This window comes from Magnetospirillum sp. ME-1 (assembly GCF_002105535.1).
GTDB lineage: Bacteria > Pseudomonadota > Alphaproteobacteria > Rhodospirillales > Magnetospirillaceae > Phaeospirillum.
Genome location: NZ_CP015848.1, coordinates 3,011,760 through 3,035,457 on the forward strand (window position 1 = coordinate 3,011,760; position 23,698 = coordinate 3,035,457).

The 23,698-nt window shown below is 69.0% G+C and carries 22 protein-coding genes; 10 read left to right on the top strand and 12 right to left on the bottom strand.

The genetic code is table 11. The annotated features are described in order from the left end of the window. Window positions 1-50 precede the first annotated feature (50 nt). A complete protein-coding gene (locus tag WV31_RS14230; RefSeq protein ID WP_085374192.1) occupies window positions 51-512 on the bottom strand; it encodes a diheme cytochrome c in 462 nt (153 codons plus the stop codon). Beyond that, the gene (locus tag WV31_RS14235) at window positions 512-1,348 is read right to left on the bottom strand and encodes a DUF1924 domain-containing protein (RefSeq protein WP_085374193.1); all 837 of its coding nucleotides are present in this window, start codon (window positions 1,346-1,348) and stop codon (window positions 512-514) included. The genes WV31_RS14230 and WV31_RS14235 overlap by 1 nt, the downstream gene beginning before the upstream one ends. 233 nt (window positions 1,349-1,581) lie before the next feature. Between WV31_RS14235 and WV31_RS14240 the strand changes: the two genes are divergently transcribed. The 3 genes from WV31_RS14240 to WV31_RS14250 are packed head-to-tail and all read left to right on the top strand — an operon-like array spanning window position 1,582 to window position 3,843. After that, complete coding sequence (locus WV31_RS14240) at window positions 1,582-1,872, top strand: PepSY domain-containing protein (RefSeq protein ID WP_085374194.1); 291 nt, start codon at window positions 1,582-1,584, stop codon at window positions 1,870-1,872. Next, window positions 1,869-2,540: a response regulator transcription factor gene (locus WV31_RS14245; protein ID WP_085374195.1), complete on the top strand. Its 672-nt coding sequence runs from the start codon at window positions 1,869-1,871 to the stop codon at window positions 2,538-2,540. The genes WV31_RS14240 and WV31_RS14245 overlap by 4 nt, the downstream gene beginning before the upstream one ends. Beyond that, window positions 2,527-3,843: a sensor histidine kinase gene (locus WV31_RS14250; protein WP_145980873.1), complete on the top strand. Its 1,317-nt coding sequence runs from the start codon at window positions 2,527-2,529 to the stop codon at window positions 3,841-3,843. The genes WV31_RS14245 and WV31_RS14250 overlap by 14 nt, the downstream gene beginning before the upstream one ends. Here WV31_RS14250 and WV31_RS14255 read toward each other — a convergent pair. After that, a complete protein-coding gene (locus WV31_RS14255) occupies window positions 3,812-5,998 on the bottom strand; it encodes a putative bifunctional diguanylate cyclase/phosphodiesterase (RefSeq protein ID WP_085374196.1) in 2,187 nt (728 codons plus the stop codon). The genes WV31_RS14250 and WV31_RS14255 overlap by 32 nt on opposite strands. Window positions 5,999-6,381: 383 nt before the next feature. Between WV31_RS14255 and WV31_RS14260 the strand changes: the two genes are divergently transcribed. The 4 genes from WV31_RS14260 (at window position 6,382) to WV31_RS14275 (ending at window position 11,462) form a co-directional block, all read left to right on the top strand. Beyond that, entirely contained in the window at window positions 6,382-8,037 is a 1,656-nt protein-coding gene (locus WV31_RS14260) for a SpoIIE family protein phosphatase (RefSeq protein ID WP_237051300.1), read from the top strand. A gap of 15 nt (window positions 8,038-8,052) precedes the next feature. Next, a complete protein-coding gene (locus tag WV31_RS14265; RefSeq protein ID WP_085374197.1) occupies window positions 8,053-9,429 on the top strand; it encodes an Lcl C-terminal domain-containing protein in 1,377 nt (458 codons plus the stop codon). Window positions 9,430-9,588: 159 nt separating this feature from the next. Further along, window positions 9,589-10,119, top strand: a complete 531-nt coding sequence (locus WV31_RS14270; protein WP_085374198.1) for a PAS domain-containing protein — start codon at window positions 9,589-9,591, stop codon at window positions 10,117-10,119. A gap of 11 nt (window positions 10,120-10,130) precedes the next feature. Further along, a complete protein-coding gene (locus WV31_RS14275; protein ID WP_085374199.1) occupies window positions 10,131-11,462 on the top strand; it encodes a methyl-accepting chemotaxis protein in 1,332 nt (443 codons plus the stop codon). A 27-nt stretch (window positions 11,463-11,489) separates the two neighbouring features. Here WV31_RS14275 and WV31_RS14280 read toward each other — a convergent pair whose 3' ends face one another. After that, complete coding sequence (locus tag WV31_RS14280) at window positions 11,490-12,887, bottom strand: SLC13 family permease (RefSeq protein ID WP_085374200.1); 1,398 nt, start codon at window positions 12,885-12,887, stop codon at window positions 11,490-11,492. A 98-nt stretch (window positions 12,888-12,985) separates the two neighbouring features. On the opposite strand from WV31_RS14280, the gene WV31_RS14285 reads away from it, so the two are divergent. Continuing rightward, entirely contained in the window at window positions 12,986-13,627 is a 642-nt protein-coding gene (locus WV31_RS14285) for a GntR family transcriptional regulator (RefSeq protein ID WP_085374201.1), read from the top strand. Here WV31_RS14285 and WV31_RS14290 read toward each other — a convergent pair whose 3' ends face one another. Further along, entirely contained in the window at window positions 13,628-16,600 is a 2,973-nt protein-coding gene (locus tag WV31_RS14290; RefSeq protein WP_085375585.1) for a DUF748 domain-containing protein, read from the bottom strand. A gap of 92 nt (window positions 16,601-16,692) precedes the next feature. On the opposite strand from WV31_RS14290, the gene ccmA reads away from it, so the two are divergent. Further along, the gene (gene ccmA, locus WV31_RS14295) at window positions 16,693-17,346 is read left to right on the top strand and encodes a heme ABC exporter ATP-binding protein CcmA (protein ID WP_085375584.1); all 654 of its coding nucleotides are present in this window, start codon (window positions 16,693-16,695) and stop codon (window positions 17,344-17,346) included. After that, window positions 17,343-18,008 (top strand): heme exporter protein CcmB, encoded by a 666-nt coding sequence (ccmB, locus tag WV31_RS14300; protein WP_085374202.1) that lies wholly within the window; start codon window positions 17,343-17,345, stop codon window positions 18,006-18,008. The genes ccmA and ccmB overlap by 4 nt, the downstream gene beginning before the upstream one ends. A gap of 72 nt (window positions 18,009-18,080) precedes the next feature. Here the strand turns inward: ccmB and ccmI are convergent, their stop codons facing one another. From ccmI to WV31_RS14335, 7 genes are all read right to left on the bottom strand, one after another. After that, entirely contained in the window at window positions 18,081-18,914 is an 834-nt protein-coding gene (gene ccmI / locus WV31_RS14305; RefSeq protein WP_085374203.1) for a c-type cytochrome biogenesis protein CcmI, read from the bottom strand. A gap of 6 nt (window positions 18,915-18,920) precedes the next feature. Beyond that, window positions 18,921-19,412, bottom strand: coding sequence for a cytochrome c-type biogenesis protein (locus WV31_RS14310; protein WP_085374204.1), 492 nt, complete (start codon window positions 19,410-19,412; stop codon window positions 18,921-18,923). Between the two features lie 77 nt (window positions 19,413-19,489). Beyond that, on the bottom strand, window positions 19,490-20,032 hold the full coding sequence (locus WV31_RS14315; RefSeq protein ID WP_085374205.1) for a DsbE family thiol:disulfide interchange protein: 543 nt from the start codon (window positions 20,030-20,032) through the stop codon (window positions 19,490-19,492). A gap of 13 nt (window positions 20,033-20,045) precedes the next feature. Further along, window positions 20,046-22,025, bottom strand: coding sequence for a heme lyase CcmF/NrfE family subunit (locus tag WV31_RS14320; RefSeq protein WP_085374206.1), 1,980 nt, complete (start codon window positions 22,023-22,025; stop codon window positions 20,046-20,048). A 133-nt stretch (window positions 22,026-22,158) separates the two neighbouring features. Then, window positions 22,159-22,602, bottom strand: a complete 444-nt coding sequence (gene ccmE / locus WV31_RS14325) for a cytochrome c maturation protein CcmE (protein WP_085374207.1) — start codon at window positions 22,600-22,602, stop codon at window positions 22,159-22,161. Beyond that, window positions 22,599-22,796, bottom strand: a complete 198-nt coding sequence (gene ccmD / locus WV31_RS14330) for a heme exporter protein CcmD (protein WP_168185951.1) — start codon at window positions 22,794-22,796, stop codon at window positions 22,599-22,601. Before ccmD ends, ccmE begins: the two co-directional genes overlap by 4 nt. Window positions 22,797-22,804: 8 nt before the next feature. Next, window positions 22,805-23,539, bottom strand: coding sequence for a heme ABC transporter permease (locus WV31_RS14335; protein ID WP_085374209.1), 735 nt, complete (start codon window positions 23,537-23,539; stop codon window positions 22,805-22,807). Between the last annotated feature and the right edge of the window lie 159 nt (window positions 23,540-23,698).

Below are 23,698 nucleotides of genomic sequence, written 5' to 3' on the forward strand. Positions count from 1 at the left end.
CGGCCCCGCCCGGCGGCCCGCCGGAAGGGGGAGCGCGGACCGCCTTAACGTCAGTCGTCGTCGTAGAGGCCGGCCTCGGCGCCCTTGTGGCAGGCGGGGCAGTTGGCCTTGCTCTTCACCTCGGGCCGCTTCCATTCGCGCTCGGCGATACGGTCGTGTTTCTTTTGGAAGCGCGGCAGTTCGGTGATGCGCAGGGGTACGTCCCCTTGGGCAACGCCCTTCAGGGCCTTGGACCCCGCCTTGCCGCCGCCGGTGTCGGCGGCGCCGTCCATCAGCACCTTGCGGATGCGCCCGGTCTTGTCGGCGGCCATGGCGGCGTTGTCGCCGAAATGGTCGGAGAGCTGGCCCATCATGCGGTCCCAGGACCGGGCGGGCAGGAAGGCGGGCTGGAACGCCATGTGGCACTCTCCGCACGCCGCCAGGGTTTCGGGATCGGTGACCGGGCGGACCCGGTCGGCCAGGGCGGGAAGGGCGGCGAGGCTGAAAACCGCCGCCAGGACGATCCGTTTCATCATTTGCTCTCCATGTAGGCGATGTAGTCGCCCTTCTCGGTGGCGGTGCAGGCCCGGCCCAGCACCGTCTGGCAGTCGCGCTCGAAGCGCTCCTCCACCTTGGCCGCGTCGGTGAAGCGCTTGGGATTGGCCGAGACCGCCACCGGCTGGATGGCGCGGCCGGTCTTGGCGTGCTGGCCGTAGCGGGTGGGGTCCGAGGTGTGGCAGGTGGTGCACGAGGCGTAATCGGGGCTGGCGGTGTTCTTCGATTCGAACAGCGCCCGGCCGCGTTCCGCCGAGAAGCCGGCAAAGCCCGGTCCGGCTTGGCGGGCATAGGTCGCCTTGATGGCGTCGCGGGCGGCGTCGGCGGCGAAGGCGGCGGGTGCGGCCAGCAGGGCGAGGACCAGCAAAGCGGGGGTGGCGCCCTTCAGCATCTCGCGCACCCGGCGGCCCTGGAAGATCCAGGCGATGATGGCGGCATGGGCCAGCACCAGCCACAGGGAGGCCTCGGCCAGCCCTTCATGCAGATCCTCGAGCGGCGGAACGACATCGGCGGCGATGCCGGTCACTCCGGCCACCGCCATGCCGGCGATCAGGATGGCGGCCATCCAGGCGAACAGCGGGTTGCGGCCGGGCCTGGCCCAGGCGAGGCGGGGCTTGGGAATCGCCAGCGGCCCGGTGGACGAGCCGATCATGGCGAGCGCCAGGCGCAGCAGAATAGCGCCCACCACCCAATAGCCCGAGAACACATGCATGGCGTAGGTGTCCTCGTCGGCGGTGACATAGGCCACCAGGAAGCCTCCGGCCAGGGCGGCGTGCCACAGGCGCAACAGGCGGAATTCCCACCGGGCGTTCATCAGTGGTGCTCCTGGTGCGAGGAGAAGGATACCGGCTGGACGTTGGCGGCGTAGGCAAAGGCGCCACCGGCGACGATCAGGGCGGCCATCAGGCCATGGATGATCATGCGGGTCAGCATGGGGGAACTCCTTGTTCGGAAACTTATCTGGCGACAGGATGGAACAAGCCCCCTGAACCGGGCGTGACCCGCCGGTTCATCCGCCGTTCATGCATTGGGCGCGATGATTTGGACATGAAAGCCATTGCCGCCGTCCTGCTGTTCCTGGTCTGCCTCCCCGCCTGGGCGGGGGACGACCACGACCGCATCCGCCGTGCGGTGCAGGCGGGCGAGATCCTGCCGCTCGAGCGTATTCTCGAGCAGGTGGACCGCGACTATCCCGGCGAGCTGATCGAGGCCGAGCTGGAGGACAAGCACGGCCGCCGGGTCTACGAGATCAAGCGCCTGACCCGCGACGGGCGCCTGCTGAAGCTCTACTATGACGCCGCCGATGGCACACGCCTCAAGGTCAAGGAGAAGCGATGAGGGTTCTTGTCGTCGAGGACGAGCCGCAATTGACCCTGGCGCTGGAACGCGCCCTGGAGGCGGCGGGCTTCGCGGTGGACACCGCCTATGACGGCGAAAACGGCTGGCATCTGGGTGACACCGAGGCCTATGACGCGGTGATCCTCGACCTCGGCCTGCCCAGGATCGACGGCATCACCGTGCTGGGCCGCTGGCGCGAAGCCGGGCGGACCATGCCGGTGATGGTGCTGACGGCCCGCGCCCGCTGGGCGGAAAAGTCCCAGGCCTTCAATGCCGGGGCCGACGATTACGTCACCAAGCCCTTCGAGATGGAAGAGGTGGTCACCCGGGTCCGCGCCCTGATCCGCCGTGCCGCCGGCCACGCCTCGCCCGAGATCGCCTGCGGTCCCTTGCGCATCGATACCATCGGCGGCAAGGTCAGCCGCGACGGGCTGCCGGTGGCGCTCACCGCCCAGGAATTCCGCATCCTCTCCTACCTCGCTCATCACCAGGGCCGGGTGGTCAGTCGCTCGGAACTGGTGGAGCACGTCTACGACCGTGACGCCGACCCCGATTCCAACGTGCTGGACGTGCTGGTGGCGCGCATCCGCCGCAAGCTGGGCGTCGATGTGATCCACACCCTGCGGGGACAGGGCTGGCGCATGGAGGCCCCGGGTGGCGAAGCCTGAATCCCTTCGCCGCCGTCTGATCCTGGGGGCGGGGGCCTGGATCATGCTGGCCCTGGCGGCGGGTGGACTGGTGTTGAACCACGCCTTCGCCGACAGCGCCGAGCAGGCCTTCTGCCGCCGCCTCGACACCCATCTGCGCGCCCTGCTGGCCCTGGTCGAGACGGCCGAGGACGGACGTATCGCCGTGGGCCGTCCGGTGGGCGAGCCGCGCTTCGAGCAGCCCTATTCCGGCTGGTACTGGCAGGTGTCTGGTGACGGCGACGTCAAGGCGCGCTCGCGCTCGCTGTGGGACGCCGCCCTGGCGGTGGCGGCGGAAGTGGAGCCCGGCGCCCTGCATATCCGCCGCGAGACGGGGCCGCGCGGCCAGATCCTGGAGGTGATGGAGCGCGATCTGGCCCTGGGCGAGAACGGCCAGCGCCTGCATGTGGCGGTGGCCGCCGACCGCGCCGATCTGGATGCCGAGATCGGGCGCTTCCGCCTGCTGCTGGTCCTGTCGCTGGGCGGGCTGGGGCTGGGGCTGCTGGTCGCGGTGGTGGTGCAGGTGGGCTATGGCCTGAAGCCGCTGCGCCGTCTCGAGGGCGAGCTGGACGAGCTGACGAAGGGGGGGGCGCGCCTGGGCGGCGCCTATCCGGCGGAAATCGCCCCGCTGGTGGAGTCCATGAACCGGGTGCTGGACCACGACGAGCGGCTGATCCGCCACGCCCGCAACCATCTGGGCAATCTGGCCCATGCGCTGAAGACGCCGCTGGCGGTGTTGCGCGCCGAATGCGGCGGCGTGCCCCAGGCGGCGCCGCAGATCGAACGGGTGACGCGGCTGATCGACCTGCATCTGGCCCGCGCGGCTTCCGACGTCTCGTCGTCGCGGGCGGTGGGGCGGCGGGTGACGCTGGCCCCGCTGCTGGCCGATCTGGCCGGAGCCCTGCGCAAGGTCCACGCCGACCGCCGTCTGGAGATCGCCGTCGACTGCCCGCCCGAGGCCGATCTGGCCGGCGAGGCCGACGATCTGGCCGAGATGATCGGCAACCTGATGGACAACGCCTGCAAATGGGCCAAGGCCCGGGTCAGGGTCACGGCCATCGGCGGGCGGATCACGGTGGAGGACGACGGGCCGGGCCTGTCGTCCCAGCAGGCCGAAGCCGCCGCCCGGCGCGGCATCCGCCTGGACGAAAGCGTTCCGGGCTCGGGCCTGGGGCTGGCCATCGTCGCCGATCTGGCGGCCCTGGGCGGGCTTTCGCTTTCCTTTGGCCGCTCGGAATGGGGCGGTCTGGCGGTCAGCCTGGCGGAGGATTGCGCAGCAGGGTGACGAAGGCTTCGGCGGGAATGGGGCGCGAGAACAGGAAACCCTGCATCTCGTCGCAGCCCTCGCGCGTCAGGAACTCCTTCTGCGCCTCGGTTTCCACGCCCTCGGCGATGACGCCCAGATCCAGCGAGCGGGCCAGTCCCACCACGGCGCGCACGATGGCCTCGCCGCCTCTTCCGCGGTGGAGCGAATCCACGAACGACCGGTCGATCTTGATCATGTCGAAGGGAAAGTCGCGCAGGTACGCCAGGGACGAATAGCCGGTGCCGAAATCGTCCATGGACAGCCGCACCCCCATGTCCTTGAGCTTGCGCAGGATGGCGGCCGCCTCGTCGGCGTCGTGCATGACGGTGCTCTCGGTCAGCTCCAGCTCCAGGCACAGCCGCCCGCCGCCATGGGATTGCAGGATGGTCTCCACCTCGCGGGCCAGCCCCTTGGCGCGGAACTGGCGTGGCGACAGGTTGACCGAGATGCGCAGATCGCGCCCGGCCGCATTGGTCCAGCTGTGGCCCAGGCGGCAGGCGTGTTCCAGCACCCAGCGCCCGATGGGAACGATCAGGCCGGATTCCTCGGCGACGGGAATGAAGCGCGACGGCATCACCAGCCCTTCGCGCGGATGGTCCCAGCGCAGCAGCGCCTCGGCGCCTACCACCTGTCCCGACGCCAAGTCCACCTGGGGCTGGAACAAAAGGCGCAGTTCGTCGCGCTCCAGGGCGTGGCGCAGGTCGCGCTCCAGGCCCAGGCGCTCGGTGGCGCGCTCGTTCATCTCGGGCGTGAAGAAGTGGAAGGTGGACCGCCCGCTGTCCTTGGCCCGGTACATGGCGGCGTCGGCATGCATCAGCAGCGTGGCGGAATCGGCGCCGTCGCGGGGATAGAGCGAGATGCCCACCGAACAGCCGACGCACAATTCATGGCCCTCGACCGTCACGGTGCGCGACACCTCGGCGATCAGGCGGGTGACCACCTCGGCCACCACATCCTCGGATTCGGGGGCGCACAGCAGCACCACGAACTCGTCGCCGCCGATGCGCGCCACGGTGTCGCCTTCACGCACCGAGGCGGCGATGCGCCGTGCCACCACGCGGACCAGTTCATCGCCGATCCGATGGCCCAGGGTGTCGTTCACCACCTTGAAATGGTCGAGATCGATGAACACCAGGGCCAGCAGCGAGCCGTCGCGCCGGGCATGGGTCAGCGCGTGGGTCAGGCGGTCGGTGAGCAGCGCCCGGTTGGCCAGCCCGGTCAGCTCGTCATGGGTGGCCTGGTGGCTGAGGCGGGCTTCGGACAGCTTCTGGGCGGTGACGTCCTGAAGGGTTTCCACCGCGCCGGCATTGTGGCCGTCCAGACCTTTCAGCGGCGCGGCGGTGAAGGCCAGCCAGCGTTCGCCGGCGCGGAAGTGGGGGAAGTGGTCCAGCGCCTCCCAGGCGCCGGGAATCAGGGTGGACGGGTGGTACTTGCCGGAATAGAGCTGGGCGATGGACTTCTCGTCATTGCCGTCGGCCACCAGATCCGCCATCACCGGGCGGGGATGGGCGTAAAAGGCCCGCCACTGGTCGCTGGTTCCCAGCATCTGGGCGGCGGGCACGCCGATGATCGCCTCGCAGGCGCGGTTCCAGTGGGTGACCTTGTGGTTCTCGTCGATGACGAACAGCGGCACCGGGCAGCCGTCGACGATGGCGGCCAGCCGGTGCTCGCTTTCCTTAAGCGCCTGCTCGGCCCGCTTCTCGTGGGTGATGTCGCGCAGGGTCTCCACCGCGCCCACCACCTTTCCCGTGCCGTCGTGCAGGGCGGTGGCGGTGAAGGCCAGCCACTTGCCGCCGCCGGGAAAGTGGGGGAAGAAATCCTCCGCCTCCCACGAGCCCTCCACCACGGCGGAACGCCGGTACTTGCCGGAATAATAATGCTCGACCTCGCGCTCCATGGTGCCGTCGATGATCAGGTCGGCCATCACCGGGCGGGCGGCGGGATAGAACGGAACCCAGGCCCGGTCGGTTCCCACCACATCCGCGGCCGCCGTGCCGGTCACCAGCTCGCAGGCGCGGTTCCAGTGGGTGACCCGGTGCCGGGAATCGATCACGAAGGTGGGAACCGGGGTGCCCGCCACCACCTCCACCAGCCAGGCATGGGCTTCGTCCATGGGGGTGTCGCGGCCGCTCATGGGAGGCACGGGCCGGTGATGGGCATCAATACCAGGCAAGTATTGAGCGTGATACGCAATTCACACTCCCACCAAGATTGTGACGTTATGTGACATCGGCTGTCGGGGCCGTATTAATATGGTGCTGATCTGCAATGACAAGAAGAATCCTTATAAAAGTTCCTGGTTTATTTAATGCGCAAGGGAATGCGGATTTCCCGGCGGGCGATCAGGATGCAAACAAGCGTTTGAATACTTATCTCGCCATTGTCTTCATTCGGCCAGTGGTCTGACCAGACGGGGTGTCCGGCGGGCGGCGCCGGCGGGTTGGGCGAATGAACGTGACAGGGCCGCAGCCTTGTTTATCATGGAGGCCGTATCGCTTTCTTTCGAGAGCCTGACCGGTGAACGTCGCGACCCCTCCTCCCCCGTCGAGAACCAGCCATATCGGCACGTTCCGTGGCCTGTCCTTCAAGCAGGCGGTGGCGACGCTGTTGATCGCCCTGGGCCTCGGCGTCGCCTCGGGCATCTGGGATCTGTCCGCCGATTACCAGCGCATGCGCCGCGAGGTGGTGGAGGGCAGCAAGGCCGACCTCGCCCTGGTGCGCGGCATGGCGGTGGAGGCGGCCTACATGCTGAGCCACGACCTGGCCGGCGAGGTGGTGGGCGGCCTGGGGCTGGACCCCATGGTGGCCGAGGCGCGGCTGACCGACAATTTCGGCGACGTGCTGGGCCAGGTCCGCCGTCCCCCCGGCACCACCGCCTTTCCCGGACTGGCCGAACGGCTGTTCGGCGATGTGGCCCAACATTCGCTTCTGCTCCAGACCCGCATGAAGGAAACCGCCAGCGATGTGGGCAAGCTGGAACTGCGGCTGGACCCGGCGCTGCTGCTCAACCGCTATCTCGACCATGTGACGGCCAGCGCCGCATCGGGCGTGGCGCGCACCATCGTCTTGTGCCTGCTGGTGGTGGCGGTGTTCTACGGCCTGATCACCAAGCCGCTGCTGAAGATCGGCCATGCGGTGGCCAAGGTGGACCCGGCCCGGCCCGGGGCGTCGCTGATCGACCTGCCCCGTCGGCATGCGGGGGACGAACTGGGCCTCTTGGTGCGCAACGTCAACGCCCTGCTGATGGAATCCCAGCGCGGCCTGGACGGCCGCGATGCGGCGGAAGGGGCGCTGGCCGCCCWGGCCCGCGACCTGGAGCAGCGGGTGCATGAGCGGACCCGGGAACTGGAGCAGCAGAAGGAAGGGGTGGAGCGGGCCAACGCCGATCTGGAAAAGGCCAACCGCTTCATTTCCGACGGCATCCGCTACGCCAGCCGCATCCAGACGGCCCTGCTGCCCGACACGGCGGCGCTGGAGGGCGCGGTGGCCGAGTTCACCGTGGGCTGGCGGCCCTTCGACATCGTGGGCGGCGACTATTACTGGACCGGCACTTTCGGCGACAAGACGGTGGTGGCGGTGATGGACTGCACCGGCCATGGCGTGCCGGGTGCCTTCATGACCGCCGTGGTGTCGTCGATTCTGGCCCGCATCCTTCACCATCACGGCCATGACGACCCGGCGGTGATCCTGGCACTGCTCAATTTCCTGGTGAAGTCGGCGCTGCGCCAGGACCGGGCCGACGCCCCCGCCGACGATGGCCTGGACGCCGCCATCTGCGTCTTCGACCAGGGGCGGAGGATCGCCACCTTCGCCGGCGCCAACCTGCCGCTGATGGTGTGGAGCGACGGCCACATGAAGGTCATCCGGGGCGACCGCCGCAGCCTGGGCTACCGCGACAGCCCGCCCGACGCCACCTTCGCCAGCCACGAGATTCCCATCGTTCCCGGCGCCATCTTCTACCTCTACACCGACGGCCTGATCGACCACATGGGCGGCCCCAGCCACCGGCTGTTCGGCCGCAAAAGGCTGCAGGAGGCGCTGGGCGGCCTCGCCCACCTGCCGCTGGAAGAGCAGAAGGAAAAGCTGTTCGCCACCCTCGATGCCTGGCGCGGCGAGCAGCCCTGCCGCGACGACATGACCTTCATCGCCATCCGCCCGCGGGCCTCCGTCTGACCGAAGGGGAATCCCATGCGCCACCTCGTCCCCGCCGTGATCCTGAGCGCGATGCTTCTGGAGCCGGCCTGGGGGGCGGAGCGGCCCTATGCCATCGCCGGCACCGGCCAGACCGGTTGCTATGACGATCGCGGCGCGGCACCGTGCCCCGCCGCCAGGGGCGCTCCCTTCTGGGGACAGGACGGCCAGCGGCGTTCGGCTCTGCCGGCCTATCGCGACAATGGCGACGGAACCGTCACCGATCCCCTGACCGGACTGATGTGGGAGAAGGGATTCCGCAGGCTGGGCTTCGCCGAGGCCGAGGCGGCCGCCGCCGGGGCACGGACCGGCGGCCATGCCGACTGGCGGGTTCCCACCATCAAGGAACTGTATTCGCTGATCCGCTTCGACGGCTCCACCGGCAGCGCCCGGCCCGAACAGACCGGCGCCCCCGCCGATGCCCGGCCCTACATCGACACCCGCGCCTTCGCCTTCGAATATCCGGCCCAGGGCCGCTTCATCGACGCCCAGTATCTGACGCGGACCGCCTATGTGGGCACGGTGATGGGCGGCGACAGGGCGTTCTTCGGGGTCAATTTCGCCGATGGCCGCATCAAGGGCTATCCCCAGGACGGCGGGCCGGGGCGGCGGGTGTGGTACGCCCGCTTCGTGCGCGGCAATCCCGATTACGGCCGCAACGACTTCGCCGACAACGGCGACGGCACCATTACCGACCGCGCCACCGGCCTGACCTGGACCCAGGCCGACAGCGGCGGCGACGCCTTCCGCCGGGCCATGGCCGGAACCTCGCGGCGGGACGGACGGCTCGACTGGCGCGAGGCCCTGGCCTTCTGCTCGGGGCTGGATTTCGCCGGTCACGCCGACTGGCGGCTGCCCGACGCCAAGGAGCTTCACTCCATCGTCGATTACACCCGCGCCCCGGACGTCACCGGCTCGGCCGCCATCGCTCCGGTCTTCGCCATCACCGCCATCACCGACGACCAGGGAAAGCGCGACTGGCCCTATGCCTGGACCTCCACCACCCATCTGGACGGGCGGGTGATGGGGGATTTCGCCGTCTACATCGCCTTCGGGCGGGCCGGCGGCTGGATGGGGCGGCGCGGCGGCGGTCCCATGGGCGGTCCCCCGCCCGAAGGCAGTGGTTTCGGCCCCCCTCCCGGCGGACGCATGGGCGGTCCCCCGCCCGGCGGCGGCTTCGGTCCCCCGCCCGGCGGAGGGTTTGGCCCCCAGTCCGGCGGGGGCGAGATGCGGCTGCTTGACGTGCACGGCGCCGGTGCCCAGCGCAGCAGCCCGAAAAGCGGCGACGAGTCCCGTCTGCCGCGCGGGGCGGGGCCTCAGGGCGATGTCTTGCGCATCTACAACACGGCCCGCTGCGTGCGCGGCGGCGGGTGATGGCGTGGACGTATTTTGGGGATACATGCCGATTGACACTATGAGCGGCGCATAACACTTTCGCATTGCTTCATCGATGTCGGCTCTATCTCCGAAGGGCGGGAGTTGGAACTTTTCCGATATTGATTCCAAAGAATTTTTCGGCTGGGAAGGTCCGCCATGGCCATCGACCGCTCATTGACCAATGTGGAAAGAACCTTCCAGTGGGATGATGTCATCGTCTCCAAGACGGATTTGACAGGAAAAATTACCTATGCAAACGATGTCTTCCTGGGCATCAGCGGCTATACCGAGGAAGAGCTTCTTGGCGCCCCCCACTCGATTCTGCGCCATCCGGGGATGCCGCGCTGCGTCTTCAAGTTCCTGTGGGACCGCATCGCCGATGGCCACGAGGTCTTCGCCTATGTGCTGAACCGGGCCAAAAACGGCGATCATTACTGGGTTTTCGCCCACGTCACCCCCTGCTACGACCAGACCGGCAAGATGGTGGGCTACCATTCCAACCGCCGGGTGCCCAAGGCCGAGGCGGTGGCCACGGTCAAGCCGCTCTACGAGACCCTGCTGGCCATCGAGAACAATGCCGCCGACCGCAAGCAGGGCATGGAGCAGTCCTTCGCCGCCCTGGTCAAGACCATCGGCGATCTCGGCTTCGACAGCTATGACCGTCTGGTCATGACCATCAGCCGCTAGGAGAGAACGCCATGTCCAATCCGACGCTGCGTGGCCGCACCAATACCGCCGCCTTCCTGGTGGGTTCGGCGGTGGCCGTCATCGTGCTGGTGGCCATCGCCGCCATCTGGCGGCTGTTCGCCACCGAGGGCGGCGCGGGTTTCGCCGGCGGTGCGCTGGTGGTCCTGGGGCTGGCCGGGCTGTTCCTGCTGGTGGTGTCGCTCGCCGCCTTCCGCGAGGTGGGCGCCGTGCTCGGCCTGATCGAGCGCGGCGCGGCGGTGGCCCACCACGCCGCCCAGGGCGACCTCAACGTCCGGGTGCTGCGCATCGGCCGCAAGGACGAGCTGGGCCGCATGATGAACGGCCTCAACCACGTGCTCGACCTCACCGAGGAATTCGCCAAGGACACCGGCGCCGCCATGAAGCGGGCCGGCGCCAAGGAATACTTCCGCTACATCCCGGTCCAGGGATTGCGCGGCGATTACCGCGTCTACGCCGAGATGATCAACAAGGTGCTGGGCGACATGGAGGCCCGCGACCAGGAGACCCGGGCCTTCGAGAAGAACGTCCACGACATGGTCTCCCAGGTGGCCAGCGCCACCACCGGCATCGGCCGCACCGCCCAGACCATGGCCGGGCGCTCGGAAAGCGCCGGCGGCCGCTCCATCACCGTGGGCGAGGCGGCGGACACCACCACCCATCTGGCTTCGGCGGTGTCGGACTCCACCCGCCAGCTGGCCCAGGCCATCAACGAGATCGCCCAGCAGGTCACCCAATCGGCCTCGGTGGCCCAGACCGCCGTATCCGATATCGGCGAGACCGTGGACCGCATGAACGGACTGGCCGAATCGGTCAGCCAGATCGGCGTGGTGGTGCAGCTGATCAACGACATCGCGGCGCAGACCAACCTGCTGGCCTTGAACGCCACCATCGAGGCGGCCCGCGCCGGGGAGGCGGGCAAGGGCTTCGCCGTGGTCGCCAACGAGGTCAAGAACCTCGCCAACCAGACGGCGCGCGCCACCGAGGACATCTCGCGCCAGGTGGGCGCGGTGCAGGACGCGGCGCGCTCGGCCGCATCGGGCATCGAGGGGGTGGTCGCCACCATCCGCACCATCGACAGCATTTCGGCCGCCATCGCCGGCGCGGTGCAGGAGCAGGAAGCGGTGACCCGCGACATCTCGGCCCATATCGACGAGGTGGCGGCCAAGGCCTCGGAAGTGTCCGAGAACGTCGCCCACCTGTCGCAATCCACCGCCCAGGCCTGCGGCGGCACGGTGCGCGTCATCTGGAGCGCCCGGACGCTGTCCAAGGTGGTCGAGGCCCTCAACGACGAAGTCAACGCCTATGTCAGCAAGGTGCGCTGACCCGGCATCGCCCTCGATCGCCGGGACTCAGATCCACCCCAACAGCCGCCACCACAGGAAGTCCAGGGGCAGCAGCACCACTATGGTGATGCCGGCCAGCCACAGGCACAGGGTCTGGGCCGGGCCCAGACGCTCGCCGCCCAGCTGCATGGCCACCACCATGGGGGCCGACTGGTAGGGCAGGATGGGGTTGGAAAAACCCAGCACCTGGCTCATCAGCACCGCCTCGATGGGTAGGCCAGAGGCCTCGGCCATCTGCCCGGCCATGGGGGTCAGCACCGCCGGCCCGCCGGGCAGGGTGGTGAAGACGCTGACCACTGTGGACAGCACGGCCAGCGCGGTGAAGTTGGTGGCCTGATGGCCGGGCGCCAGGGGCAGGATGTCGAGGATGGCGCCGGCCAGGCGCGCGCCCAGTCCCGACTGGTCGACGATGGCGCCCAGCCCCATGATGCCGGCCACGTAGAACATGGAACCGTAATTGATCTGCTCGTTGAAGGCCTTGCGGTCCACCAGGCCGATGCCGGGCAGCAGCAGCAGGGCGCCGGCCGCCATGCTGACCCAGGCGGGGCTGACATGGTGGAGGAAGTCGGTGGCCCACAGCACCAGGGCGCCGGCCAGCAGCAGGGACAGCTGCCCTTCCTGGCGCGTCATGGAGCCGAGGTCCCGCCCCGCCGCCTCGGGCTTTGGCGTGTCGGGCCACAGCGTGACGATCAGCGGAATCATGATGGCGGTCTTCAAGAAACCCAGCACCGGAAAGTGCAGCAGCAGATAGGCGCCGTAGCTGGGCGTGTAGTGCCACAGCGTCTCGGACGCCCCTACCAGCACCAGATTGGGCAGGTTGGCGGGCAGGACCGCGAAGGTGGGGACGTGGCAGCCGAAGGCGGCGGCCAGCACCACCGCGATGCGGCCGTTGCTGCCCGGCGCGAAGCCGTAGCGCTCGGCCAGCCCCACGGCGATGGGCATCAAAAGGATGGCGCGGCCCATGGAGGACGGCATCAGGAAGCCCATGGCGACCCCCACCAGGGTCACGCCGCCGATGATGCCCCAATAGCTGGAGCCGAAGGCGTGGGACAGCCGCGTCCCCAGCCGCTCGCCCAGGCCGGTGGAGCGCACCGCCACCCCCATCACCAGCCCGCCGAACACCAGCCACAGCGCCGCCGACTGGAAGCCGCCGAACACCACCGAGGACGGAGCCGCCTTCAGCAGCATGGCCGTGGTGAAGAAGAACACCGCGATGATGGGCTCGGGCATCACCGCCGTGGCCCACAGCCCGATGAACGCCACCGAAAGCCCCAGCACCTTGCCTTGCGTCCCCGGCAAGGGGTCGAGGACGATGATGGCCGCGCCTGCGATCACCGCGGCCCAGGCCAGGAGGCGGGGTAGCGGAATCGGGAGCAACGGAAGTCGGGACCGGGACAGGCTCATCACGCCACCTCGTGTTTCATGTTACGTGATACGTTATTCCTGTTTGCCTCCGGAGTCCAGCTTTGGCACACTCGACCGGGGGGGAGAGGATCGGCCGCATGAAGCTGCACAAGACCAATCTGGCGGAGCAGGCCTATTCGGCGCTGCGCGACATGCTGCTGGGCGGCGAGCGCTTCGCGCCCGGCGACAAGATCAGCGTCGAGGATCTGGCCCGCCAGCTGGGCGTCAGCCGCTCACCCGTGTGGCAGGCCATCGCCCGGCTGGAAGCCGACGGCATCGTTGAGGTGCGGCCGCGCCAGGGGGTGTTCTTCGTCGGCTTCGACCTCGAAGGCCTGATGGAGATCATGGAAACCCGCGAGGTGCTCGAAGGCGCCTCGGCCCGCCTGGCCGCCGAGCGGGCGAGCGCCGGGCAGGTGGCGGAGCTGCGCGCCTCGGTCGAACGCCAGCGGGCCGCCATCCAAGGCGGCGCCCTGGACGATTACGCCGCCGAGGCCGCCCGCTTCCACTCCCTGATGGCCCAGGCCGCCGGCAACGCGGTGATGGTCAAGATCATCGAGCGCCTGTGGGCGCGGGCCAAGGCCATGTGCATCCGCCCCGGCGCCCGCCCGGCGCTGCTGGACGAACGGGTGGACGAGCATGCCCGCATGGTCGAAGCCATCGCCCACCGCGACCCGGACGCCGCCGAGGCCGAGATCCGCGCCCATATCCGCCGCATCGCCCGTGGGGTGGCGGCGGTCTGACTACAGAAGCAATTCGACCCGGGGACCCTTTTCCGGCTTTTCCACCATGGGGCGGCAGCCGAACAGGCGGCCGGTCTCGACGCCGCCCTTGTCCACCAGCATGTTGCGCACCGCGTCGGTGCGGCGCTGGGCCAGGGCGGCCAGCATATTGCGGTCGGGCGGGCCGAAGGATTCGGCGCTGCGCTCGAAGCCGACCAGCTGTTCCAGCCTGGACAGCAGCGGCTTTTCCGCCGAGCGGCGCCGCGCCGCCACCACCGGCCAGTCGCTGTCGTCGGCCTTGCCGCACAGGGTGAGCTTCAGGCCGGGGCGGCCCTTCAGCAGGTCGGCCACTGCCGCCAGGGTCTTTTCGTGCTCGGGCGCCAGGGTGTCCATGCCGGGGGCAAAGGCCAGCGGCGCCAGGGCCAGATGGGACTTGTCGTCGGCGTCCATGGCCAGCTCGATCAGCGCCGCCACCGGAAAGGCCAGCTTCAGCGTGGTCAGCACGGTGGATTTCAGCGCCCCGGCCACCGCCTGGGCCACCGCGTCGCTGATGTCCAGGTCGGGATTGGCGGTGTCGCCCCGGATGGGCAGGGACAGGCGGATGCGGTCCTCGCCGTCGCGCAGCAGATCCAGCACCGTCTCGATGGGCATGCCGGCCTTGGCGGCGATGGGGGCGTTGGGATCGGGGGCGGCGATGAACAGGTTGGACAGCGCCACGTCCAGCGCGCCCGACAGCTTGCCCTGGTCGGCGCTTACCCCCAGCGTGCCGTCGAAATGCCCCGACTGCAGGTTGACGCCCAGCGCCTCGCCCAGATAGGGCGACAGCGGCGGCAGTTCGAAGGCGGTGATCTTGCCGTCCACCCGGCCGGACACCTTGTCGGCGAAGGGGCGGATGGTGCCCGAGGCCGCCACCGTGCCGCGTCCCACCCCCGCCTTGACCTCGAACGGGGAATCCCGTTCGGGGGCGTCGCTGTCCAGATTGCCGACCATGAGCTCCAGCGGCATGACGTCGATGCGCACCGTCTCCGCCATGGTGCGGTCGCGCAGGTTGACGCGGCTGTCGCCGCCCACGATCAGGCGGCCGACGCGGATGCCGGGCGCGTCCTCGTCCTTGGCGGGCTCCTTGGCCTTCGCCTTGCCTTTGTCCTTGTCCTCGGGGATGAAGCCGGTGAAGCCGTCCGGCGTGCGGTTGACGCGGGCCAGCATGCCGTCGATGCGCACCTCGTCCAGGCCCACGTCGCCGTCGGCGTCGCGGGCCGCCCCGTCCAGGCGCAGGCGTCTGGTCTCCAAACGCCAGTTGTAGCCGCCCTGGCCTTCCTTGCGCAGCGCGTTGATCCCCTCGGCGGACAGGTGGGCGGCGGAAACCCCGCCGTCCTTGGCCATGCGCAGGCCTTCGGCCTCGATCCTGTCCACGGTGGCGAGATCGACCTTGCGGGCCGAATCCTGCACCGACAATCCCTCGATGCGGGCCTTGGGCAACTCACCCGACACCGCCTTGCCGAATTCCACCTTTCCCTGGGCTTCGGCGGATTTGAGCGCGGTGCGGATGTCGCCCACCCCCAGGCGCAGCGGCCCCAGGGCCAGCCGGCCCTCGGCCTTGCCCGCCAGATCGGCGGTGTCCAGGTCGAAGCGTCCGGACCAGTCCAGGGATTCGGGGGTGGAGTCGTGGCCGGCCGCCTTGATGCGGGCGCCGGTGAGTTTCAGGCCGCCCTGCCAGCCCAGCCGCTTTCCGTCCCAGTCGAAGCGGGCGGCGTCCAGGCTCAGCCTGGCGGCCGTTCCCTCGCCGCCGTCCCCGTTGCCGGCCAGCTCGGCGCCGTCCAACCGGCCTTCCAGCCCCAGCCTGCCGTCCTGCCAGGACAGGGATTTGAGGGCAAGCCCCAGCTTGCCGGCCGAGCCGGCGCCACCCGGCGCGGACACGGCCAGGGTTTCGGCTTGCGCGCTGCCGGCCAGTCCCGCCTTGGCCCCGTCCCAGGACAGGCCCTCCAGGGTCAGGTCCAGCCGTCCGGCGGTGCCCTTGGTGCCGCCGAGGGCGAAATCCGGGGCCTCGGCCCTGACGCGGGCGTCCAGCTCCACCTTGCCGCCGTCGAGATTCAAGCGGCCCAGGTCCAGGTCCAGACGTCCCCCCCTGACGGCGGCCGGTGCGGTCAGGGCGGGCGAGTCGACGGCGAGCCGGCCGTTGGCCTTGAGGCGCATTCCCTCGGCCGTCAGGCTGCCTTCGGCGGCAAGGGACGAATCGAGGGTTCCGGCCAGCCCGTCCAGCCCGGAATGGGCGGCCAGGGCGGCGAAATCGGCCAGGGACAGTCCCTGGGCGTGGGCGGTGACGGCGAAGGACGGCTCGGCGGCGAAGGGGTGGAGCGTGCCCGACAGCGACAGGGCGGCGCCGTTCAGGCTGCCCTTCAGGGTGAAGGAGACGGCGCGGCCCGGCTGCAGGCTGTTGATGTTCTCCACCAGCAGCCGCTCCACCGCCATGTCGGCGGTGAAATCGCCGTCGATCACCTTCAGGCGGGAATTGGTCAGTTCCAGCCCGGCCACGTCGATGCCCCAGGGAGGGGATGCATCCTGGGCCGAGGGGGGCGCCGCCGCCACCGCCAGCGGCAGGCCGTTCAGCACGAAGCCGCCGCTTTCCGCGCGCTTCAGTTCGAGGTCGATGCCCTCGGCCGCCACCCGGTCCAGCACCAGCCGGCGGTCCAGCAGCGGCCGCCAGCGGAATTTCAGGTCGAAGTCGCGGATGCCCAGCGCCCGGCCCAGGGCGGGCTGGGCCACCATCTTGCGCACGGTGAGCTGGCCGCCGAACAGCGAGATGTCGGTGTCGTCGATGCTGACCTCGACCATGCCGAGGCCGCGCAGCGCCTTGGCCAATCCCCAGCGCAACCCCGCTTCCGGCAGCAGGTCCCAGGCCAGCGTCAGGATCAGGGCGAACAGCCCCGCCACCGCCCCCGTCACATGGCGGCGGCGGATTTCGTGTCCCCAGACCATTCTGCCGATCACTTTCATGGCTTCCATGATCGGTCGGCGGTGGGAAAAGGCAAGGGGGCAATCCACCAAGCCCCTCGTCAAGCGTCCGGTTTTTTGCCATGGTGCGGGCCATGAGCGATTCGACCTTCTCCGCTAAGGATCTGGCCTGCGTGCGCGGCGGGCGCGTGGTATTCGCCGGGCTGGGCTTCACCCTGGCGGCCGGCGGCGGTCTGGTGCTGCTGGGCCCCAACGGGTCGGGCAAGTCCTCGCTGCTGCGCGTGCTGGCCGGGCTCTTGAAGCCGGCCCACGGCCTCTTGGCCTGGAACGGCGAGGCGGTGGCCGAGGACCCCGAGGCCCATGCGGCCCGCACCCATTATCTCGGCCATCACGACGCGGTGAAGCCGGTCCTGTCGGTGGCCGAGAACCTGCGCTTCTGGGCCCATCTGCACGATCCCCACGCCGAGCGCGCCGGGCGCGCCGTCGATGCGGCCCTGGCCCGTTTCGGTCTGGCCCGGCTGGCCACCATTCCCGGCAAGATGCTGTCGGCGGGCCAGAAGCGCCGCACCAACCTGGCCCGCCTGCTGGCCGCCCCCAGCCCGCTGTGGCTGCTGGACGAGCCCACCACCGCGCTGGACAAGGCCTCCATCAAGGTGCTGGAAAGCGTGCTGGCCGAGCATCGGGCGGCGGGTGGAATGGTCATCTTGTCCACCCATGCGGATATCCACATGCCGGGGGCGGCCGAACTGCATCTGGACCAATTCGCCGTCGCGGAGGAACTGCCATGAACCGCTTTATCGAGGTGGTTCGCCGCGACCTGCGCCTCGCGCTGCGCCAGGGCTCGGACAGCGTCATGGTGGTGACCTTCTTCGTGCTGACCGTGGTGCTGTTCCCCTTCGGCATCGGGCCGGAAGCCAACGTGCTGGAGCGCGTCTCGGCCGGCGTGCTGATGGTGACCGCGCTGCTCGCCTCCATGCTGTCGCTGGACCGGCTGTTCCAGGCCGATTACGAGGATGGCTCGCTGGAATTGCTGGTGCTGACCCCGGCGCCCTTAGGCGTGGTGGTGGCGGCCAAGATGCTGGCCCACTGGCTGACCACCGGCCTGCCGCTGATGGTGGCCGCCCCGGTGCTGGCCGTGCTGCTGCACATGCACGAGGATGGCTTCCTCACCCTGCTGGCCGCCATGGCGCTGGGCACCCCGGTGCTGTCGCTGATCGGCGGCATCGGTGCCGCTTTGGTGCTGGGGGCTCGGCGCGGCGGCGTGCTGCTGTCGCTGCTGATCCTGCCGCTCTACGTGCCGGTGCTGATCTTCGGGGTGGGGGCCATCGACGCCGCCGTGCAAGGCATGTCGGCCAAGCCCCACCTGCTGATCCTCTCGGCCATGCTGGCCGCCGCCCTGGTGCTGGCCCCCTGGGCCAGCGCGGCGGCGCTGCGGCAGGCGTTGGAATAGGGGATAGGTGTGTGGGCTTGCCGCCCACGCCCGCCCGGGGCCGTGGGCCCCGAACCCCATTCGGACTAAAATTCAGCCCCCCAGCTTCGCCATATCCTTTTCCACCTGGGCGCGGGCCGGGGAATCGGCGGGCAGGACCATCAGCAGGCGGTTCCAGCGGGCCTTGGCGCGGGCGGTTTCGCCCTTCATGGCCGCCGACAGGCCGGTGAAGTACAGGGCGTCGGGCTGGTCGGGGTTGAGCGCCAGCACCTGTTCCAGCAGCGTGATGGCCTCGGCCGGCAGGGTGTCGCCCTCGGCCTCCTCCAGCAGCATGATGGCGAGTTCAATGCGCGACTGGGTGTCGTCGGGCAGCAGGGTGACGGCGTTGCGGTAGGCGTCCTTGGCCTCGTCGGCCAGCCCCAGGGCGCGGTACGAGCGGCCCAGCATGGCCCAGCCCTTGCCGTCGGAGGGGTCTTGGCGGAGGCGCTCGGCCAGACGGGCGACCATGGCCTGGATGGTGGCGGTCTTTTCCTGCATCTCGGCGATCTGGGCGGCGCGGCCGGCATAGGGGCGGTCGGACAGCTCGGGCGCGCCCAGCGGCAGGTAGAGCACCAGGGCCAGCAGGGGCAGCAGCAGGGCGATGACGATGGGGGTTTTCTTGCCGGCCTTGACGGCGGCGGTCTTCTCGCCCTTTTCCCCCTCGGCGGCGGCCAGCATGCGGCGCTGGATTTCCGTGCGCGCCGCCTCGGCCTGGTCGGCGGTCATCAGGCCGCGCTCCACGTCGCGGGCGATTTCGCCCAACTGGTCCTTGTAGACCATCAGGTCGTATTCCGAGCGGGCGGCGGCGGCGGCCGGCGCGGCCAGCAGCGGGCGCAGCAGCACCAGCAGGGTCAGGGCCACCATGGCGGCGAAGACGATCCAGATCACCGCACCCTACTCCTTCAGCAACGCGTCGAGTTTGCGCCGTTCCTCGGCCGACAGCGGCGGCGGCGGGGGCGCCGCCTGTTCCGCCGGGCGGCGGCGGTAGAAGGCCAGCACCGCCCACAGGGCACCGACGAAAAGCGCCAGCGGCCCCAGCCACAGGGCCAGGGTCCCGGCCCGGAACGGCGGCTTCAGCAGCACGTAATCGCCATAGCGGTCGACCACGAACTTCTTCACCTGCTCGTCGGAATCGCCCTTGGCGATGCGCTCGCGGACGATGACGCGCAGATCCTTGGCCAGATCGGCGTCGGAATCGTCGATGGACTGGTTCTGGCAGACCAGGCAGCGCAAATCCTTGCCCAGTTCGCGGGCACGGTGCTCCTGGGCCGGGTCCTTCAGCATCTCGTCGGGATTGACGGCGAGGGCCGGAGCGGAGAGGAGGAGGAGGGCGACGAGGGCGGCGGCAACCCACGTGTCATCCCGAGCGAAGCCGAGGGATCTCATTCTGCCCAGATGGTGCAGGATCGGAAGCGGCGTGCCAGGCGGAGATCCCTCACTGCGTTCGGGATGACAGGTCGGGGTCATTGCTTCTCCAACTGACGGATGATGGGCAGCAGCGTCCTGGTCCAGATCTCCATGGAGATGGGGCCCACATGCTTGTAGCGGATGATGCCGGCCTTATCGACGATGAAGCTCTCGGGCGCGCCGGTGACGCCGAAATCCACGGCGGTGCGGCCCGGCGGCGGGTCGACGCCGACCCGTTCGTAGGGGTCGCCGTTCTTCTTCAGCCAGGCGGCGCCCAGCACGGGATCGTCGCGCCAGTCCACGGCGTGGATGGGCACGTCGCCGCGGCGCTTGATCTCCATCAGGACGGGGTGCTCCTGCACGCAGGAAATGCACCACGAGCCGTAGATGTTGACCAGCGACACCCGGCCCTTCAGCGATTCGGTGGTGAGGCCCGAATTCTCGCCGCGTCCGGGCAGCGGCGCCAGATTCATCTCCGGGACCGGGCGGTTGATCAGAACCGAGGGGATCTCGCGCGGGTTCAGCGTCAGGCCCTTCAGGAAGAACAGGGCCAGCACGGTGAACACCACCACGGGAAGGACATAGAGCAGGCGGCGCATGGCTCGTCTCTCCTCAGGCCTTGGCGGCGGCGTTGGCGGCCCGCGCCGGCGCGCCGACCCGGTGGCGGCGGTCGGCCAGCGAGATCAGCCCGCCGACGATCAGCAACAGGGCGCCGGCCCACAGCCAGGGAATACAGGGGTTGAAGTACAGCCGCGTCACCCAGCCGCCCTTGTTGGGATCGGGGTCGCCGATCACCACGTAAAGGTCGCCGGTTATCCCTGACCGGATGGCCGCCGTGGTGGTGGGGCGCGGCGGCTGCTTGTACAGGCGCTTTTCCGGGCTCATCACGTCGATGACCGTGCCGCCCCTGGAAATCTCGAAGGTGGCCCGCGTGGCGGTGTAGTTGGGGCCGGGGACGTCGTCCACCGACTTCAGGGTCACGCCGAAACCGCCCACCGTGACGGTCTCGCCGATCTTCTGGGTCTGGATGTGCTCGGTGGTCCAGGCCGACGAGGCGGTGAGACCGACGATGAACACCGCCAGCCCGAAATGGGCCAGCACCATGCCCCAGGCGGAATTGGGCAGTTTGGCGGCGCGCGACAGCGCCTGACCCGGGCGGGTGAACAGGCCGATGCGCTCGGCCAGGTCCCACAGGGTGCCCAGGCCCAGCCAGACGGCGAGCGCGAAGCCGGCGGCGGTCCACCACGGGCCGGACGAGCCGCCCTGGAGGAACCACACGGCCATGGCCGAACCCAGCGCCAGGGCGCCGATGAACTTCAGGCGGGCCAGCACGCCGGCCAGATCGCCGCGCTTCCACGACATCATGGGAGCGGCGGCCATCACCAGCACCATGGGGGCCATCAGGGGCAGGAACACCGCGTTGAAGAAGGGCGGACCCACCGACACCTTGCCGAGGTTGAGAGCGTCGGCGATCAGCGGGTAAAGGGTGCCCAGCAGCACGGTGGCCGCACCGGTGGCCATCAGCACGTTGTTGAGCAGCAACGCGCCTTCGCGCGAGATGGGCGAGAACAGGCCGCCCATCTTCATGGACGGCGCCCGGGCGGCGTAAAGGGCCAGCGAACCGCCCACCGCGCCGCACAGCAGCACTAAGATGAACACGCCCCTGGCCGGGTCGGTGGCGAAGGCGTGCACGCTGGTGAGCACGCCCGAACGCACCAGGAAGGTGCCCAACAGCGACAGGCCGAAGGCGACGATGGCCAAAAGGATGGTCCAGCTCTTCAGCGCGTCGCGCTTTTCCACCACGATGGCGGAGTGCAGCAGGGCGGTGCCGGCCAGCCAGGGCATGAACGAGGCGTTCTCCACCGGGTCCCAGTACCACCAGCCGCCCCAGCCCAGCGTGTAATAGGCCCACCACGAGCCCAGCACGATGCCGGCGGTGAGGAACACCCAGGCGGCCAGCGTCCAGGGCCGCACCCAGCGGGCCCAGGCGGCGTCCACCCGGCCTTCCAGCAGGGCGGCGATGGCGAACGAGAAGGCCATGGAGAAGCCCACATAGCCCAGGTACAGGAAGGGCGGATGGAAGGCCAGGCCCGGGTCCTGCAGCATGGGATTGAGGCCCTGGCCGTTGATGGGGGGCGGCTCCAGGCGGGCGAAGGGATTGGAGGTGAGCAGGATGAAGGCCAGAAAGCCCACGGCGATCATGGCCTGCACGGCCAGGGCGCGGGACTTCAGGCCCGGCGGCAGGTTGCGGCCGAACAGGGTCACGGCGAAGCCGAACAGGGCCAGGATGGTGATCCACAAGAGCAGCGAGCCCTCGTGGTTGCCCCACACGCCCGCCACCTTGTAGAGCATGGGCTTGTCGGTATGGCTGTTCTGGGCGACGTTCATCAGCGAGAAATCGCTGGTGACATAGGCGTTGGTCAGCGCCCCGAAGGCGATGGCGATGAACAGGAACTGCAGCGTGGCGGCCGAGCCGGCCACGTTCATCCAGGCGGTGTTGCCGCGCCTGGCGCCCATCAGCGGGACAATCGCCTGCACCAATGCGACGCACAAAGCCAGCACCAGGGCGAAATGGCCGATTTCGGCGATCATGAAACCTCTCCAGCGTCATTCCCGCGCAGGCGGGAATCCATGCGTCCGCAGACAGTATCTATTACGGTTCCCATTCGTCTCGCCCCACCATGGACCCCCGCCTTCGCGGGGGTGACGAAAAAGAAAGCGGCCGTCACTTCTGCTGCTTGCCGTCGTTCCACTGGCCGGACTTCTTCAGGGCGTCGGCCACTTCCTTGGGCATGTAGTTCTCGTCGTGCTTGGCCAGCACCTCGGTGGCCTGGAAATGGCCGCCCTTTTCCATGCGGCCTTCCACCACCACGCCCTGGCCCTCGCGGAACAGGTCGGGCAGCACGCCGGTATAGACCACGGCAATGGCGTTGGTCACGTCGGTGACCTTGAAGCTGATGGTCTTGCCGTCCTTGACCACGGAATCGTTTTCCACCAATCCGCCGATGCGCATGCGCCGTCCCTCGGGGATGCGCTGGCTGACGATGTCGGTGGGGGAATAGAAGTAGACCAGGCTGTCGGAGATGGCGGTCAGCACCAGCGCTACCGCGCCGCCCAATGCCGCCATGCCGAGAAGGACGAAATACAGCCTGCGTTGCTTGCGGGTCACTCTTCGGTCTCCGAATCCTTGCCCCGGCGGGCGCGGCGGGCCTGCTGCAGCACCTCCAGCTCGGCCTCGGCCTTGCGGGCCGCGGACAGCGAGAGGATCAGCACCAGGGCCAGCACGACGGCGCCGACTCCGTAGGCGGGCCACACATAGCCGCCATAGCCGCCCATATGGAGCAAAGCCTGGAAGGATTCCATGACGTTGGTCACTCCCCTTGGGCCGCGGCGTGGATCTGCGCCATGCGGATGACCCGAATTTTCTGCGAAGCGATCTCGGCGCGGCCCCGAAGGATCAGGATGGAGATCCAATAGGCCTTGAACCCCACCGCCATCAGCAGCAGCGGAATCAGCATGGACGAATCGATGGCCGGACCGCCCATCTTCACCACCGAGGCCGGTTGGTGCAGCGTGTTCCACCAATCCACCGACCACTTGATCACCGGCACGTTGACGGCGCCCACCAGGGCCAGGATGGCGGCGGCCTTGTGGCCGCGCTCGGGGTCGTCGAAGGCGTTGACCAGGGCCATGTAGCCGAAATAGAGGAACAGCAGGATCAGCATGCTGGTCAGCCGGGCGTCCCAGGCCCACCAGGTGCCCCACATGGGCTTGCCCCACAAGGACCCGGTGAGCAGGCACAGGAAGGTGAAGGCGGCGCCCACCGGCGCGGTGGCCTTGGCCAGCAGATCGGCCAGCGGATGCTTCCAGATCAGCGCCATGGCCGAAAACACCGCCATGGCGGTGTAGCAGAACATGCCCATCCAGGCCGAGGGCACGTGGACGTACATGATGCGCACGCTTTCACCCTGCTGGTAATCGGCCGGCGAGCCCAGGAGGGCGAAATAGAGCCCCGACCCCAGGCAGAGGATGGCGATGGCGTTCGACCAGGGCAGAATCACCTTGGCGAGGCGGAGGAAGCGGGCGGGATTGGCGAAGCGATGCATGGCGCCCTTTCTTAGCGCCGTTCCATTCGCATTTCCAGCGGAGTCGAACGGGCGGGGCGTGAACAAAAGTTCATGTCGGCCTCAATTGTCATCCCGAGCGAAGCCGGGGGATCTTTCACGCGACGGCGGCTGAAAGATGCTTCGCATTCGCTCAGCATG

Bases quoted from the DNA above. Each gene is read 5' to 3' on its own strand.
- WV31_RS14280 (WP_085374200.1), bottom strand. From the start codon at position 12,887: ATGAGCCTGTCCCGGTCCCGACTTCCGTTGCTCCCGATTCCGCTACCC.
- WV31_RS14320 (WP_085374206.1), bottom strand. From the start codon at position 22,025: ATGATCGCCGAAATCGGCCATTTCGCCCTGGTGCTGGCTTTGTGCGTC.
- WV31_RS14265 (WP_085374197.1), top strand. From the start codon at position 8,053: ATGCGCCACCTCGTCCCCGCCGTGATCCTGAGCGCGATGCTTCTGGAG.
- WV31_RS14290 (WP_085375585.1), bottom strand. From the start codon at position 16,600: ATGAAAGTGATCGGCAGAATGGTCTGGGGACACGAAATCCGCCGCCGC.
- WV31_RS14285 (WP_085374201.1), top strand. From the start codon at position 12,986: ATGAAGCTGCACAAGACCAATCTGGCGGAGCAGGCCTATTCGGCGCTG.
- WV31_RS14255 (WP_085374196.1), bottom strand. From the start codon at position 5,998: ATGAGCGGCCGCGACACCCCCATGGACGAAGCCCATGCCTGGCTGGTG.
- WV31_RS14235 (WP_085374193.1), bottom strand. From the start codon at position 1,348: ATGAACGCCCGGTGGGAATTCCGCCTGTTGCGCCTGTGGCACGCCGCC.
- ccmD (WP_168185951.1), bottom strand. From the start codon at position 22,796: ATGGAATCCTTCCAGGCTTTGCTCCATATGGGCGGCTATGGCGGCTAT.
- WV31_RS14310 (WP_085374204.1), bottom strand. From the start codon at position 19,412: ATGAGATCCCTCGGCTTCGCTCGGGATGACACGTGGGTTGCCGCCGCC.
- WV31_RS14315 (WP_085374205.1), bottom strand. From the start codon at position 20,032: ATGCGCCGCCTGCTCTATGTCCTTCCCGTGGTGGTGTTCACCGTGCTG.
- WV31_RS14335 (WP_085374209.1), bottom strand. From the start codon at position 23,539: ATGCATCGCTTCGCCAATCCCGCCCGCTTCCTCCGCCTCGCCAAGGTG.
- WV31_RS14275 (WP_085374199.1), top strand. From the start codon at position 10,131: ATGTCCAATCCGACGCTGCGTGGCCGCACCAATACCGCCGCCTTCCTG.
- WV31_RS14230 (WP_085374192.1), bottom strand. From the start codon at position 512: ATGAAACGGATCGTCCTGGCGGCGGTTTTCAGCCTCGCCGCCCTTCCC.
- WV31_RS14245 (WP_085374195.1), top strand. From the start codon at position 1,869: ATGAGGGTTCTTGTCGTCGAGGACGAGCCGCAATTGACCCTGGCGCTG.
- ccmA (WP_085375584.1), top strand. From the start codon at position 16,693: ATGAGCGATTCGACCTTCTCCGCTAAGGATCTGGCCTGCGTGCGCGGC.
- WV31_RS14240 (WP_085374194.1), top strand. From the start codon at position 1,582: ATGAAAGCCATTGCCGCCGTCCTGCTGTTCCTGGTCTGCCTCCCCGCC.
- ccmB (WP_085374202.1), top strand. From the start codon at position 17,343: ATGAACCGCTTTATCGAGGTGGTTCGCCGCGACCTGCGCCTCGCGCTG.
- WV31_RS14270 (WP_085374198.1), top strand. From the start codon at position 9,589: ATGGCCATCGACCGCTCATTGACCAATGTGGAAAGAACCTTCCAGTGG.